This window comes from Streptomyces sp. NA02950 (genome assembly GCF_013364155.1).
Classification (GTDB): domain Bacteria; phylum Actinomycetota; class Actinomycetes; order Streptomycetales; family Streptomycetaceae; genus Streptomyces.
In genome coordinates this window covers 3,764,228-3,777,759 of the sequence record NZ_CP054916.1, presented here as the reverse complement: position 1 = coordinate 3,777,759, position 13,532 = coordinate 3,764,228, and the positions used below count along the sequence as shown (strand labels likewise).

The 13,532-nt window shown below is 65.3% G+C and carries 9 protein-coding genes and 2 pseudogenes; 6 read left to right on the top strand and 5 right to left on the bottom strand.

The genetic code is table 11. From position 1 onward, the window contains the following. Positions 1 to 200 precede the first annotated feature (200 nt). Positions 201 to 2,474: a SpoIIE family protein phosphatase gene (locus HUT19_RS16155; protein ID WP_254885606.1), complete on the bottom strand. Its 2,274-nt coding sequence runs from the start codon at positions 2,472 to 2,474 to the stop codon at positions 201 to 203. A 937-nt stretch (positions 2,475 to 3,411) separates the two neighbouring features. On the opposite strand from HUT19_RS16155, the gene HUT19_RS16150 reads away from it, so the two are divergent. Beyond that, positions 3,412 to 5,364: a primary-amine oxidase gene (locus HUT19_RS16150; protein ID WP_176181160.1), complete on the top strand. Its 1,953-nt coding sequence runs from the start codon at positions 3,412 to 3,414 to the stop codon at positions 5,362 to 5,364. A 128-nt stretch (positions 5,365 to 5,492) separates the two neighbouring features. On the opposite strand, the gene HUT19_RS16145 is transcribed toward HUT19_RS16150, so the two are convergent. Then, a complete protein-coding gene (locus HUT19_RS16145; protein WP_176181159.1) occupies positions 5,493 to 6,218 on the bottom strand; it encodes an IclR family transcriptional regulator in 726 nt (241 codons plus the stop codon). Between the two features lie 225 nt (positions 6,219 to 6,443). Here HUT19_RS16145 and HUT19_RS16140 point away from each other — a divergent pair, with 225 nt between their 5' ends. The 5 genes and pseudogenes from HUT19_RS16140 to HUT19_RS43040 form a co-directional block, all read left to right on the top strand. After that, complete coding sequence (locus HUT19_RS16140) at positions 6,444 to 7,943, top strand: aldehyde dehydrogenase family protein (RefSeq protein WP_176181158.1); 1,500 nt, start codon at positions 6,444 to 6,446, stop codon at positions 7,941 to 7,943. A 56-nt stretch (positions 7,944 to 7,999) separates the two neighbouring features. Then, positions 8,000 to 8,632 carry an NAD(P)H:quinone oxidoreductase gene (gene wrbA, locus HUT19_RS16135; protein ID WP_176181157.1) on the top strand — a complete coding sequence of 211 codons (633 nt, stop codon included), beginning with the start codon at positions 8,000 to 8,002 and terminating at the stop codon, positions 8,630 to 8,632. 222 nt (positions 8,633 to 8,854) lie between these two features. After that, positions 8,855 to 9,805, top strand: coding sequence for a hypothetical protein (locus HUT19_RS16130; protein WP_176181156.1), 951 nt, complete (start codon positions 8,855 to 8,857; stop codon positions 9,803 to 9,805). A 260-nt stretch (positions 9,806 to 10,065) separates the two neighbouring features. Next, positions 10,066 to 10,386, top strand: a pseudogene (locus HUT19_RS44285) (MaoC family dehydratase); the annotation flags it as partial. Between the two features lie 54 nt (positions 10,387 to 10,440). Beyond that, a pseudogene (locus tag HUT19_RS43040) lies at positions 10,441 to 10,638 on the top strand (IS5/IS1182 family transposase); the annotation flags it as partial. A 91-nt stretch (positions 10,639 to 10,729) separates the two neighbouring features. Here HUT19_RS43040 and HUT19_RS16120 read toward each other — a convergent pair. From HUT19_RS16120 to HUT19_RS16110, 3 genes are read right to left on the bottom strand one after another with little or no spacing between them, the layout of a single operon-like run. Then, positions 10,730 to 11,035 carry an NIPSNAP family protein gene (locus HUT19_RS16120; RefSeq protein WP_176181155.1) on the bottom strand — a complete coding sequence of 102 codons (306 nt, stop codon included), beginning with the start codon at positions 11,033 to 11,035 and terminating at the stop codon, positions 10,730 to 10,732. Continuing rightward, entirely contained in the window at positions 11,032 to 12,669 is a 1,638-nt protein-coding gene (locus tag HUT19_RS16115; RefSeq protein ID WP_176181154.1) for a bifunctional 3-(3-hydroxy-phenyl)propionate/3-hydroxycinnamic acid hydroxylase, read from the bottom strand. The genes HUT19_RS16120 and HUT19_RS16115 overlap by 4 nt, the downstream gene beginning before the upstream one ends. Then, positions 12,666 to 13,532, bottom strand: a complete 867-nt coding sequence (locus tag HUT19_RS16110; protein WP_176181153.1) for an alpha/beta fold hydrolase — start codon at positions 13,530 to 13,532, stop codon at positions 12,666 to 12,668. Before HUT19_RS16110 ends, HUT19_RS16115 begins: the two co-directional genes overlap by 4 nt.

Below are 13,532 nucleotides of genomic sequence, written 5' to 3'. Positions count from 1 at the left end.
CTGGCGCGAACCCGGGCGCCGCCGAACAGGGTCTCGCGGCTGCCGCCGTCCATGTGCATCCTTTTCTTCCGGTGCGTGGAGTGCGCAGTGACCCTTCGCGGACGGACCGCGGACGATCCCCGTTGGGGAAACGGGAAGCCGTTCGGCCATGCATGCATGTTTCCCTGCCAGCCGGGACGCCCCGGAAGGAACTCGTGCACCTATTTCGCGGACATGGCCGTGACGAGATCGAACTCGTCCTCGGCGGCGAGGCTCTGCTCGCACCAGATGATCTTGCCGTTCCGGGTGTGCCGAGTACCCCATCGCTGGGTCACCTGGGCAATGAGGAGCAGGCCGCGGCCGCCTTCGTCGAAGAGCCGGGCGCGGCGCAGATGCGGGGCCGTGCTGCTGGCGTCGCTCACCTCGCAGATCAGGGTCGTGTCCTTGATCAGACGCAGCTGAATGGGCGAGGCGCCGTACCGGATGGCGTTGGTCACGAGCTCGCTCACCACGAGCTCCGTGACGAAACCCAATGTCTCCAGTCCCCAGGTGCCCAGCCAGTCGGTCGCCCATGACCGGGCCTGGGCGACGAAGGCCGGGTCCGCCGGTACGTTCAGGACGGCCACCCGGTCATCGCCGAGGGTATGGGTGCGGGCGATCAGCAGAGCGACGTCGTCGGGTGGGTGGTCGGGCAGCAGATCGCCGAGCACGTTGTCGCAGCGGTCCTGCAGCGATGCGGCAGATTTGCAGAGAGAGCTCCGGAGGTGCTCGAGCCTCTCGTCGGCATCCAGATTGCGGTGGCTGATCAGCCCATCGGTGTACAGGGCGATCTCGCTGCCTTCAGGAAGCTGAATATCGCGCACCTCGAACGGCAGGCACCCCAGACCGAGCGGCGGGCCTGGCGAGACGTCCAGGAACTCGGCGCGGCCCCCCGGGAGCATGACCGCTGGAGGTGGATGGCCGGCGCTGGCGAGCGAGGCCTTGCCCGAGACCGGGTCGTATATCGCATAAAGGGCCGTGGCACACATGTCTGAGGCACCTGACTGCCGGGGTCCGAAGGGCTCCTCGTCGCCCAGTTGGGTGACGAGATCATCCAGATGGGTCAGGAGTTCGTCCGGGGGGAGGTCCACATCGGCCAGGGAACGGATCGCCGTACGCAGGCGGCCCATCGTGGCCGAGGCATGGATGCCGTGGCCGACCACGTCTCCCACCACCAGAGCGACCCTCGCTCCCGACAGGGGTATCACATCGAACCAGTCCCCTCCGACCCCGTAATGGGACATAGCTGGCAGGTAGCGACTGGCAACCTCCAAGGTGGGCCGCTGGGGCAGACGTCCGGGGAGGAGGCTGCGCTGAAGCGCCAGGGCTGCGGTGCGCTCGCGGGTGAAGCGGCGGGCGTTGTCCAGTGAGATCGCAGCGCGTGTGATCAGTTCCTCTGCGAGATCCACGTCTGTCTGCTCGAACGGCTCGGTAGGCCATGACCGACAGAAGAGCGCGACGCCCAGGGGCACTCCGCGGGCTTGGATAGGGATGAACATCAACGAGTGGAATCCGTAGCGGGCCGCCTTCTCGGCGCGATGTGGATCTTCGGTGAACCAGTGAGAGGTGTGGGAGTCCGTGCTGCGAAGCAGCAGGGGGCGACCTGTGGCCAGGCAACGGGCAGGAGGCGAGTGCCAGGGCAGGTAGTCGACCTCACCCACCTCGACCGCCGCCTCCGGGGTGCCCGCGCGCACAGACAGATGCGTTATCCGGCGAAGTTCGGCCCTGCGGGTGACCGGGCCGGGTTCTTCGCCGCGGAGCAATGGTTCGAGCAGATCCACGCTGATGAAGTCGGCGAGGCGGGGAATGACGACGTCGGCCAGTTCCTGGGCGGTTCTCTGTACATCCAGTGTGCTGCCGATGCGGGTGCTGGCGTCGTTCAGGATGGCCAGCCGCTCCTGGCGGCCATGCTCGTCGGTGATATCCCGAACGGTGGCACAGACGCCCACCACGTTCCCTGTCGGGTCGTGCAGGGGAGAAGCCGTGGCGGTGAAGACGTGGCCGTGGTCCGGATCCGTCGGCGTGCGCCCGCGGATGGTGAGGGTGGCTGTCGGGGTGCCGCTCTCCAGTACTTCCCGCAGGAGTCTCTCCCACTCGTCGGTGTCCGGGCTGGTCAGAACGTCTCCGAACTGACGCCACGGTCTGACGTCCGAGGACATTCCGACGATGCGGTTCATGGCTGGGTTCTGTCGCACACAGCGCAAATCCGAGTCATAGGTTGTAATGGCGACCGGCGAATCGGTGAACATCCACTCAAGCACGGGCAGCTCAGCCGCCGGTGTCTGTCGGTTGTTCCAGTCGCTCGCGAGGGTGAGCAGCCAGTCATTGTTCCCTTGCCGGAAAAGAGCACGTACCTCGGCAGGCAACTTCAGAAGGCGCCCGTCACGGTGCTGTATGGCCAGCTCGCCGCTCCATCCGTCCCGCAGTGCGGAACGGAAGTCACTTCCGGAAACCATGACGTTACTCAACGGCCGACCCAGCATCTCCTGATGAAGGTGGCCTAGCAGCAGGTTAGCGCCGGGACTCCACCCCGTTACGACACCGGCTGCATCGATTGTTATCGTCGCGCTCGGCTTGGCGCCGGCGGGGTTATCGTTGTGCCAGCTATGGCGAGTGGCTGGGGGCGGGGCCATCGCTACCTGTGCCTTAATCCGGCGGAGTCACCATTACTTCCGAGGTCGGGAACCATTTACAGCATGCTCCTGACCTCCGAGAGAGGCAAGCGGAGCCGACATTGCGGACCTGGCGCGCACCCGCATCGCAGCCTCAGGAGCAGGTCATCGGGCCGCTCTGACTGCGTGTGGTCCCACGGAGATCGGCGCGGTTGCGCCACCGCACCGATCGTGGACGCACCTGCCTCAGCAGGCGTACCGTGAAAAACGCCCCACGACACAGCGGGGGTTTTGGACGTGCGCACCTGGCCGGAATGCAGAGGAAGGGTGCCGCTTGACGATGGAATCGCTCCCACCTCAGGGATGAGACCGAAACGGTCTCCACGGCCGTTGCGTGGTGGCCGGGTGAGCGCCAGTCCGTCCGCGGCGGTCAGGGCGGCGGTGTCCTCCCCCTTGATAGATCGACGTGGGTCCGTCGAGCGGCCGTGGGTTGCCCGGGGCAGCAGGGCCAACCCCCGGCGAGGCTGGCACCGGAGCGTCCGGCAATTCGCTTCTTCGCTCCTGAGGGCTTGACACCGAACATGCCTCCCCGCACGATGTGCTTCCAACAAGCGTACATCATGTACGAATATCGCACACGCTCGAGATGGGCTGTCCCGACCAGTGATTTTGGTGGCCGACCCAGTGGCGGCGGTGCCAGAGAAATGACCGCACTTCGGCACTGCTAGCCGCCCCCCACTCGTGATCTGTCCTTGCCACACGCAAGCTGGAGCAAACCGCAATGACCACGCCGGATGCAACGCCACATCCGTACGATCCGTTGAGTGCCCAGGAGATAGAACAGGCCGTCGACGTAGTTCGTGCGAGTCAGTCCCACCGGAGGGCGATCAGGTTCCCCCTGGTACGCCTGGACCTCCCGGACAAGGGCGCGGTGCGCGCGTACGATCCTTCGAGCCCTGTTCCTCGCGTGGCCTTTCTGGTCGTGTACGACCGCGATGCAGGAGCCACGTTTGAGGCGCGGGTGGACCTCGGTGACAACACCCTGGCTTCTTGGGAACACGTTCCCGGGGTGCAGCCGGCGATCATGATCGAGGAACTGCTCGCGCTTGACGAGATAGTGAAGAACGACCCCGCAGCGGTCGATGCCCTGGTCCGCCATGGAGTCGAGGATCTTTCCCAGGTGCAGTTCGACCCGTGGTCGACAGGCACCCTGCCGATTGAAGGGGTGGACGCGCGGCGACGCGTCATCCGGGCGAGTGCCTACGTCCGACACTTCAAGGAGGACAACGGCTATGCGAGGCCGGTCGGAAACCTCGTGTTCGTCATCGACTGCGACACCCGTTCGGTCGCCACGATCATCGAAGGGGACCCCGTACCGCTTCCGCCAGAGAGCGGCAACTACGACGTGGAAAGCGTCGGGCCACTGCGGGACGACCTCCGCCTGATCGAGATCACGCAACCCGAAGGCCCTTCGTTCATGGTGTCCGGCAACATCATCGAATGGCAGCGATGGCGGCTGCACGCCCACGTGGACGTAGTGGAAGGCCTCGTCATCAGCGATGTCTCATACCAGGACGGCGGTCGTCGCCGTTCAATCGTGCACCGGGCCAGCATCAGCGAGATGGTCGTGCCGTACGGCGACACCAGCGACGACTTCTACTTCCGGAACGTGTTCGACGCGGGTGAATACAATCTGGGAAAGACGGTGGGATCTCTGAGCCTCGGATGTGACTGCCTGGGTGAGATCCGGTACCTCGATGCGGTGCTCGCCGACGAGTCGGGCACCCCGCACACTATCTCCAACGCCATCTGTCTGCACGAAGAAGACTACGGAATCCTCTGGAAGCACTGGGACTTCCGCTACGTTGAGCAGGCGGAAGTCAGGCGCTCCCGACGCCTGGTGGTGTCCTCCATCCACACGATCGGCAACTACGAATACGGCTTCTTCTGGTACTTCTACCTCGATGGAACAATTCAGTTCGAGGCCAAACTGACCGGCATCGTCCAGACACGGGCGGTCGCGCCCGGGTTGAAGCCGGAGTACGGAGCGCTCGTAGCACCACAACTCGATGCGCCGAACCATCAGCACTTGTTCAACATGCGCTTGGACATGGAGGTGGATGGGCCGCGGAACACGGTCGTCGAGATCGATGCGGTGGGTCTGCCCACCTCGTCCGAAAATCCGTATGGTAATGCGATCGTCGCCCGCCGCACTCCGATCACCAACGAGCGTGACGGCCGCCGAATGTGTGATCCGCTCACCGCCCGTACCTGGAAGATCATCAATCCCGACGTGCGGAACCGATTCGACGAGCCCGTCGGCTACAAGCTTGTCCCGTTCGTCGGCCCAACCCTGCTCGCCGCCCCCGAAAGCGACCTGGCGCGCCGCGCAGAGTTCGCCCGGGCCCACCTGTGGGTGACGCGATATGACCCGGTCGAGTTGCACGCGGCCGGCGATTATCCGAACCAGCACGCTGGCGACGGGATCGGGAACTGGGTCAAGCAGGAACGCGATCTGGAGAACACGGACATCGTGCTATGGCACACCTTCGGAACATCGCATCTGCCGCGTCCGGAGGACTGGCCCATCATGCCGTGTGAGTACGTCGGATTCTCGCTCAAGCCAGTGGGCTTCTTCGACCGTAATCCGTCGTTGGATGTTCCGCCCCTGCCGGGCCGGCCCGCCATGCACTGCCACCCAGCGCCGCACCAGAGCGAGCTAGGCGACGAGTGATGAACCCGCAGTGGCGCCCTGGCCGGGCTCGCAACGTGCGGCCGAGGGAAGAGCTCCATGCCACGGTGTCCGTACTCGTGCGGGGTGCGGACACCATGCGGGCACGGAACCACGCCGCCGCGCGACGCCTACTGAGTCGGCGTTTGGTTCTGCGCGACTGCTTCAGGACCGGATTTGCCGCCCAACCGCGTCGCGGCCTCTCTGGCAGCCTCCGTCACCACCAGGGGAACCTGGTCGTCCTCGAGCCTGACGCCGAGTTGCACCACTCCAAGGCTTGCGGTCGCCCAATCCGACACCCGTATGGGAGCAGCGATCCCCATCGCTCCCTCCTGCAGCGAACCGATGCTGAGGGCGTAGCCGCGGCTACGAGCCAACCGGACGTCTTCGGGATCCTCCTCGCTCTCCGGTCTCCCGGCCAGGATGGCGATCCCGTCCGCACCCAGGGTCAGCGCATGCCGGGCGCCTTCCCGCATCGCCAGGTGCATGGTGCTCCGCGGCGGTTCGGCGGTCAGCAGGATCAGGGCCTGGTTACCGTCAGCGACGCTCAGGAGCGCCGTACTGTTGGTGACCTCGCTGAGCCGGAGCAGAATGGGAAGCACCGTGGCCTGCAGCCGCGGCTTCAGCTGCCCCGCCAACTCGGCTACACCGAACCAGAGAACATATCTCGTGTCGATGCGGCCGACGAGGTTGTGAGCTTCGAGGGTACGAAGAAGGCGGTAGACCGCTGCGCGTGCAGTCCTCAGTTCCTCGGCGAGCTCAGCTGCCGTAAGACCGTTGGTGCTACGCGCGAGCAGAGACAACACGGTCAGGCCACGGTCGAGTGTCTGGGACGTTTCCCCACCGGATACCGCCACGTTTTCCTCTCACCTCGCACGTTTCTGCACCACACATCATGCCACGGCGGTGTGTGCCGGCCGTCGCTTGTATGCCCGGATGAATGGTTCGTCGTCTCACGACTCGCTCTCACCGTAGCGAACGGTGAGGACGGTGACTGCTTTGCAGCATCCGAAGGGTCCCTTGACGGGTTCCCCTCCGGACCCTACGGTTCATATATCGTCCAACTAGAACGGTAATAGTACATGGTAGCGCGCAGCGAGGCCGAACAGCTGGTCAGGACGGTCCCCACCGAGCCGTACTACGCCGGAGGATGGGACAGCAGTCGGGGTGCGGACACGTTCGACGTGATCGACCCGGTAACCGAAAGACGACTCGCCACTGTGGTGGCAGCGGGGGCAGCCGATGTCGATGGCGCCGTCTCCTTCGCCCGGTCAGCCCTCGACGACGGGGCGTGGGGCCGGACGGACGGAACCGCCAGGGGGTACATGCTGAACCGCCTGGCCGATCTGATCGAGGAGCGGACCGAGGTGTTCGCGACGCTGGAGTCGCTGGATATCGGCAAACCCGGCTTCGAGTCGCGCGCCATCGATCTGCCTCAGACGGTCCATGCCTTCCGGTACTTCGCCGGGTGGGCGGACAAGGTGGAGGGTCGCTCCATCCCGACGTCCGCCTACATGGGTAGACCCACGCACAGCTACACAGTACGCGAACCGGTCGGAGTCGTCGCGGCCATCACGCCGTGGAATTCACCGACCATGATCGGAGCGTGGAAGATCGCGCCGGCGCTTGCCGCGGGCTGTGCCGTCGTCCTGAAGCCTCCGGAGGACGCCCCCCTGACTTCTCTGCTGCTTGCGTCACTCATCGAAGAGGCGGGATTTCCGGCGGGAGCATTCAGCGTCCTTCCCGGGCGTGGGGCGGTGACAGGCCAATTGCTCATTGACCACCCCGGGGTAGACAAGATCTCTTTTACGGGAAGTCCCGAAACGGGATACAAGGTGGCCCTTGCTGCAGCCAAGGGATTCCGCCGCACCACTTTGGAACTCGGCGGAAAGAGTCCGCAGATCGTCTATGCGGATGCCGACCTGGACGAGGCAGCGCGGGGGGTGGGAATCGGAATCTTCGCCAACCAGGGCGAGGTGTGTGCAGCGGGCAGCCGGATCCTCGTCGCCCGCGCCGTGTACGACGAATTCGTCGAGCTCCTGGTGGACCAGGCACGCAACGTCAAGCTCGGGGATCCCTTCGATGAAGGCACGACGATGGGCGCTTTGATCAACGAGCGCCATGTCGATCGCGTGTCCCGGTACATTGCTTCGGGCCTGGACGACGGAGCCCGCCTGCTCGTGGGTGGCCATCGACCGGAGCGCAAGGGTTACTTCATCGAACCGACACTCTTCGCCGAAGCCAGTAATTCGATGACGATTGCCCGCCAGGAGATCTTCGGCCCGGTGGGCACGATCATCGCATTCGACTCCGACGAGGAAGCGGTCGCGCTGGCGAACGATAGCGATTATGCGCTGGCGGCCACGCTGTGGACGTGCGATGTGAGCAGGGCGCATGTTGTGGCACGCCGAATGAAAGCCGGTGCTGTCGCGATCAATGGTTGGTCTCCGCTCGACCCTCGCCTGCCATGGGGCGGTTTCAAGCTCAGCGGCCAGGGCCGGGAATTGGGCTGGTCGGGAATCGAAGCGAATACCGAGGAGAAGGCGGTCACGGCTGTTCTCTCGTATCCGCTTCCCAGGTGAGAGGGCAGTCGACGCCTTCCCCGTTGTCAAGCAGTGCTCATCGAGAAGGAGTTTTCATGCCGACACGAGTGTTGGTCGCCTACTACAGCGCTACCGGATCTGTCTACCGTCTCGCGGAGGCGGTTGCGGAAGGAGCAGAATCCGCGGGTGCCGAAGTCCGACTCCGAAGGGTAGCCGAACTCGCGCCCGCCGAAGCCGTAGTCTCCAATCCTGCATGGGCCCAGCATCGTGCGGACACCGACTCTGTCGTCAACGCGGCAACGCTCGACGATCTCGAATGGGCAGACGGATACGCGTTCGGAACGCCCACGCGCTATGGGGCACCGGCGGCACAGCTCAAGCAGTTCATCGACTCGGCCGGCAGTCTGTGGCAGGAGGGCAAACTGGCGGACAAGCCGGTGACGGCCTTCGTGTCGTCCGCTGAGCAGCACGGAGGCCAGGAGTCGACGATCCTGTCGTTGAACAACGTCTTCTACCACTGGGGAGCCGTCATCGTTCCGCTTGGCTACACGGATGACATTGTGTATGCCGCAGGCGGAAACCCCTACGGGACATCGTGGCCAGCCGGATTCCCCTCGACGCCGCCCGACGAAACCACCCTGAACTGCGCCCGTTTCCAGGGTGCCCGGCTGGCGCGATTCTCGACATTGCTCGTATCGGCCAGAGCGGAGGCCGCCGGCCAGGGGTGAGCGGGTGGCATACCGCGCTCCATCCGGAGCACGGGCGATCAGGGAGGACGACCGGGACGGTTTCGATGTTCTCAAAGCTGACACCGCTCCCGGCTCTTTCGGTCAGGAACTCGGAATTCGTGCGCCCGACTGCGGCTACGGGCTGTGTATCACTCAGCTACGAAGAAGTAACGATCACTTCCGATAACTCGCCCCGAATTTTCCGTCCTCTAAGATCTTTCCATGGCAATCTTCGGAAGCTGGGGAAGGTCCGGGCCAAGCCTGCTTCCCGAACTCGACGACGAGCCGCTTGGCAAGGTGCGCAGGTTGTTGGAATCTCCGCCCAGCCCAGGTGTACCGGTGGTGGATTTTCGGGCGACCCAGATCGAGCGCGTCCTAAGCGAGGCAGGAAATGACTGGGATCGGCGGACACATCGGATTTCGGTTCTCGCTGACGTGGTGGCACATACGCAGCTGGCGGAGTCATGGGTGACTCGGCAGCCACACAATCCCGTCGCCTTGACCTTTCAGATGTGGGTGACTCTTGCACGCGAGCGTATCGGCCCGGCCGGTGTGGAAGCCCGCTCCGCCATCGACGCCTGTTATCGGATTGCGGAACTGCGGCCGTATGACCCGGTCCCCTGGATAGCTTTGCTCGGTATTCTGCGGCAGCTGCGCCGTGAGTCACGTGACGTGTTCGCCATCTGGAAAGAGGCGACAGCCAGGGACCCCTGGAATCGCAAAGCGCATTTGCAGATGCTCGGTTACCTCTCGCCCGAGGAGTGCGGATCTTCTGCGAAGATGCTCGACTTCGCCGAGGTTTCGCGCTTGCATATGCCCGCGGACGCGCCGGCCACTGGTGTGGAGCTCGTCGCGACCATCGAGTGCCACCGTCGCAATGTGTCGCGTGGCGGCCTCAACGCGCTGCTGACCCGACATTGGTGGACTCAATTCGGCGCCGCAAGAGTTGTGGATCAAGCCCTGGCTCGTTGGACAGAACCCGGGTTTCTGCGTTATGCAGCGGCCCTGGCCGATCTCAATGCCCTGGCCTACGCCCTGGTGCAGGCGGGTCGGCTCCCGGATGCTGCGAAGGTGTTCCGCATGACGGGACGAGTGGCCACGGTGTGGCCTTGGTGCCTGAATGGAGATCCGCTCCACGAGTACGGCCACTGGAAGAAGCGAGTCGTACGGTGAGTTCTGGGGTGCTCGGGGCGCGGATACCCGCCTCGGGTACCGCGTACGCCTGCTACGCCCTGCTGCACGTGGAAGACCGCCCGGTCTGAGGCGTCGGCCTTGCCGACACGCCTCAAGTGGCCGCCGTGCGGGCGGTCCTGTCCTCCATACAGCGCAGCAGCGCCAAGCTGGAGGCTGGCGGATGCCTCTCCGGTCTGGCCGGAACGAAGGAGAGCATCTGATGACCGGCGCGGCCCCGGCCTCCTACGTCGAACCGGAACCTGGACGCCCGTGAGGACGACGGCCTGTCCTATGAGGACTACGTCGTCGGCCACGTCTCTGAGCACCAGCCCGGCCGCACGATCACCGCCACGGACGACATCTGGAGTTCACTGCTCTGCCTCAACCAGCATCCGCTGCACATCGATGACGTCTACGCGTCCGGTACCCCGTTCAAGAAGCCACTCGTCTCCAGCCTGGTGACCTTCGGGATCGTGAGCGGAATGACGGTGAAGACCATCAGTCAGAAGGCCGTCGCCAACCTCGGCTGGGACAACGTCGGGCTCAACGCCCCCGTGATCGTCGGGGACACCCTGCATGCAGAGACCACGATCGCCTTCAAACGCCTTTCGGCCACCCGGCCGGGCGAGGGCATCGTCGCCACCTCCGGCTGCACGTGGTGGCGGTTGCCGCCGGTCTTCGGTCCGTCGGGGCCGACCGCGCACCGACGTTTCACCGAGTGGAGTGCCGCCCGGGTCTGGGCGAAGCTGGACCGTCGGGTACTGGACGAGCTTGGCTCGCGCGGGGAGCTGGACTGGTCGCGGTGCGCGATCGACTCGGTCATTCTCCCGGCTTCTTCCACGTCAGATGGCAGTCTGCCTGGACGCCGTGGCCGCAGGGGCTGTCACCACGGCGGCCACGGCTCTGACCGGGGAATGAGGTGATTCAGGTCGGTAGTGCCGGTGTGAGGATGCGGCTCGACTGGCGGACGAGCAGGTCCCTGACCTGGCTGCGGAAAACGGCGAAGTCAGCGTCGGAGGCGAGTTCGGCACGTTTTCGCGCCCGGTCCTCGTGACTGTCGTAGCGCCAGAGGTAGATCAGCGTGTTGAGCTCGCCGGTCTCCGTTGTGTAGAAGCCGAGCAGATCACCGAGGATGCGGGTCTGCGGTTCGCGGCCGAACTGCGCCCAGAGGCGGGTGTACCGGGCTGTCGCGCCCGGCTTGAGCAGGTACTCGCGTTCCTCGACGATCACGACGCACCTCGCATGCGGGGGGCGAGCAACCGTTCCAGGTCGGCCGTGGCAGAGGTGAGCCCGAGGGGCTCGGTCACCGCTGCCACGTAACGGTCGGGGCGGATCACGGCGACCGTGCCCGGCTGCTGCGCGAACCAGTCGCGGAGCGAGCCGTCGATGTCCTCCACCACCAGCGTGTCGGTGCCGGAGTCGAGACGCTGGCCGGATGCGCGGCCGGAGCGGGATTCCACCACGCTCACGTAGTGCGTGCCGATGCTGTCCCAAAAGGCACGGGAACCAGGGTCGAGATGGACGAGCGGGTCGGTGCCGTAGCCGACGAGTGCGAACCACTTGCCAAGCGTCTCGTCCAGCAGGGCGGTCTGCCCGTCGGCGGCCTCGACCTTCGGCTGGATCAGCATGCGTCCCACCGAGGTCTTCTGCGCGTCCTTCTGCCCGTGGTGCAGTACGATTCCCTGGCGGTACAGGGGCATCGGCTTGAAGCGCATCTGCAGGAGCCAGTCGCGTACGGGGGGCGCGACGGTGAGGCTGTGCAGCAGGGCGTCGCGAGTGCGCGCCAGCCAGCTGTTCGTCGGGGACAGAACCTTGCCCAAGGTATCGGACAGGTCCACCATTGCTCGGGCGTGCTCGCGTCGCTCGGTGTCGTAGGTGGAGAGGATTCGGGGGTGTGCGCGTCCGGTGACCGCGGCGGCCAGTTTCCAGGCCACGTTGGTGGCGTCGCGGATCCCGGTGTTAAGGCCCTGGCCGGCCCATGGCGGCATGAGATGGGCGGCGTCTCCTACGAGGCATATCCGGCCCTCCACGAAGCGGCTCGCCACACGGGAGTGATGGGTGTAGACCCTGGCTCGGATGATGTTGAGGGCAGCCGGGTCCGGCACGTGGCCGGTGAGCAGCTCGCGCACTCCGTCCGGCTGGATCATGCCCTCGGCGTCCTCACCGGGGAAGAGCATGAACTCCCAACGGCGGTGGTTGTAGGGCAGGTCCAGACAGACGTATGGCCGTTTCGGGTCGCAGTGCAGACCGGTGTAGGGGGCGTCCAGCGGGTCGTTGTCGCACTCGATCACTACCCACTTGCGCGGGTGGGTGTCGCCGACCAAGGGGATGCCCAACTGGGTGCGGATCGTACTGCGTCCCCCATCGGCGGCGACCACGTACTCGGCGCGGACGAGCACCTTCTCGCCGTCGGGCCCCGTGACATGCAGGCGTACTTCGTTGCCGTCCTGCTCCAGCCGAACGAGTTCGTGCCCATAGAGTGGGCGCACCTGCGGGTAGCGTTCAAGCCCTTTGCGCAACGTGCCCTCAGCGAGCTGCTGCATGAACATGTTGCGCCGTGGCCAGCCGAACTCCCGGGTGGAGGGCCGGATATGGGCAAAGCAGCGGCCGTCCGCCCCGAACATCTTCAGCGGGATGTTCTGGAGCATGTCGGCAAGCATGTCGTCGGCAAGGCCGATGCCCTGGAAGCTGCGCAGGCTCTCGTCGTCCATGCCAACGGCGCGGGGGTATTCGACGATGTCGGTGCTGCGGTCGATGAGCAGGGTCTCGATCCCGTACAGCCCCAGGTAGTTGGCGACTGTGGTGCCGCACGGTCCGGCACCGACGATCGCCACCTGTGTGCGGATTTCGGTGGATGCGCTCATGCGGCGGTCTCCAGGCTGGCAAGGAACAGTTCGATCGTGTGACGGAAGGCGTCGGACGCGTCGTCGTGGACGTAATGGCCGGCGCCCGGGATTTCCACCGTCTGGATGAGAGGGTTGCGTGCGCTCATCTCGAAGGCGGTGGCGGCGGGGAGGAAGTCGGAGGTACTGCCGCGGACGACCAAGGTTGGGCAGCGCACAGCCTCGACGCTGGGCCAGAGGTCGACTTGGCGGGCCGGGTCGCGGTTGAGACGCGCAGCGGCGATGCCGGCGATATCGAACTTCCAGAGCTGTCGGCCGTAGGTGCCCGGCCGCAAAGTGTGGCGGAGACGGGATTCCAGTGCTTCGGTGGTGATGCCGGGCCGGATACTTCGCCAGTACGCGCGTGCCGCGTCCAGGGAGGGGAACTCGTTCGGAGTGTCGGCCACCTCGCGTCGGATGCGCTCGGCGCCGGCCCCCGTGAGCGACGAGCCCGGACCGATGTCTTCGATGATCGCTGCCTTGACGCGCTCGGGGTGGCGGGCCGCATATACGTATGCGGTGGCGCCGCCCATGGAATGACCTAGAAGAACGAAGCGGTCCAGCCTGAGCCGGTCGGCGAACTGTTCGAGGTCGCTGACGTATGCCGGGGTGTAGTAGTCCCCGTTCGGGTCCCAGGCGCTGTCGCCGCGGCCGCGAGCGTCCAGGGCCACGACTCGGTGGCGCCTCGCCAGATGGGCGGCCAGCGAGTCGAAGGTACGTGCATAGCTGCGCAGGCCGTGCAGCATGACGATGGCCGGATCGCTCGGTTCGCCCCACTCGACGTAGTGGGCGCGCAGACCGTTCAGCGTGGTGAAGCGGTCGGCGCCGGTGATGCCGTCGGTCAT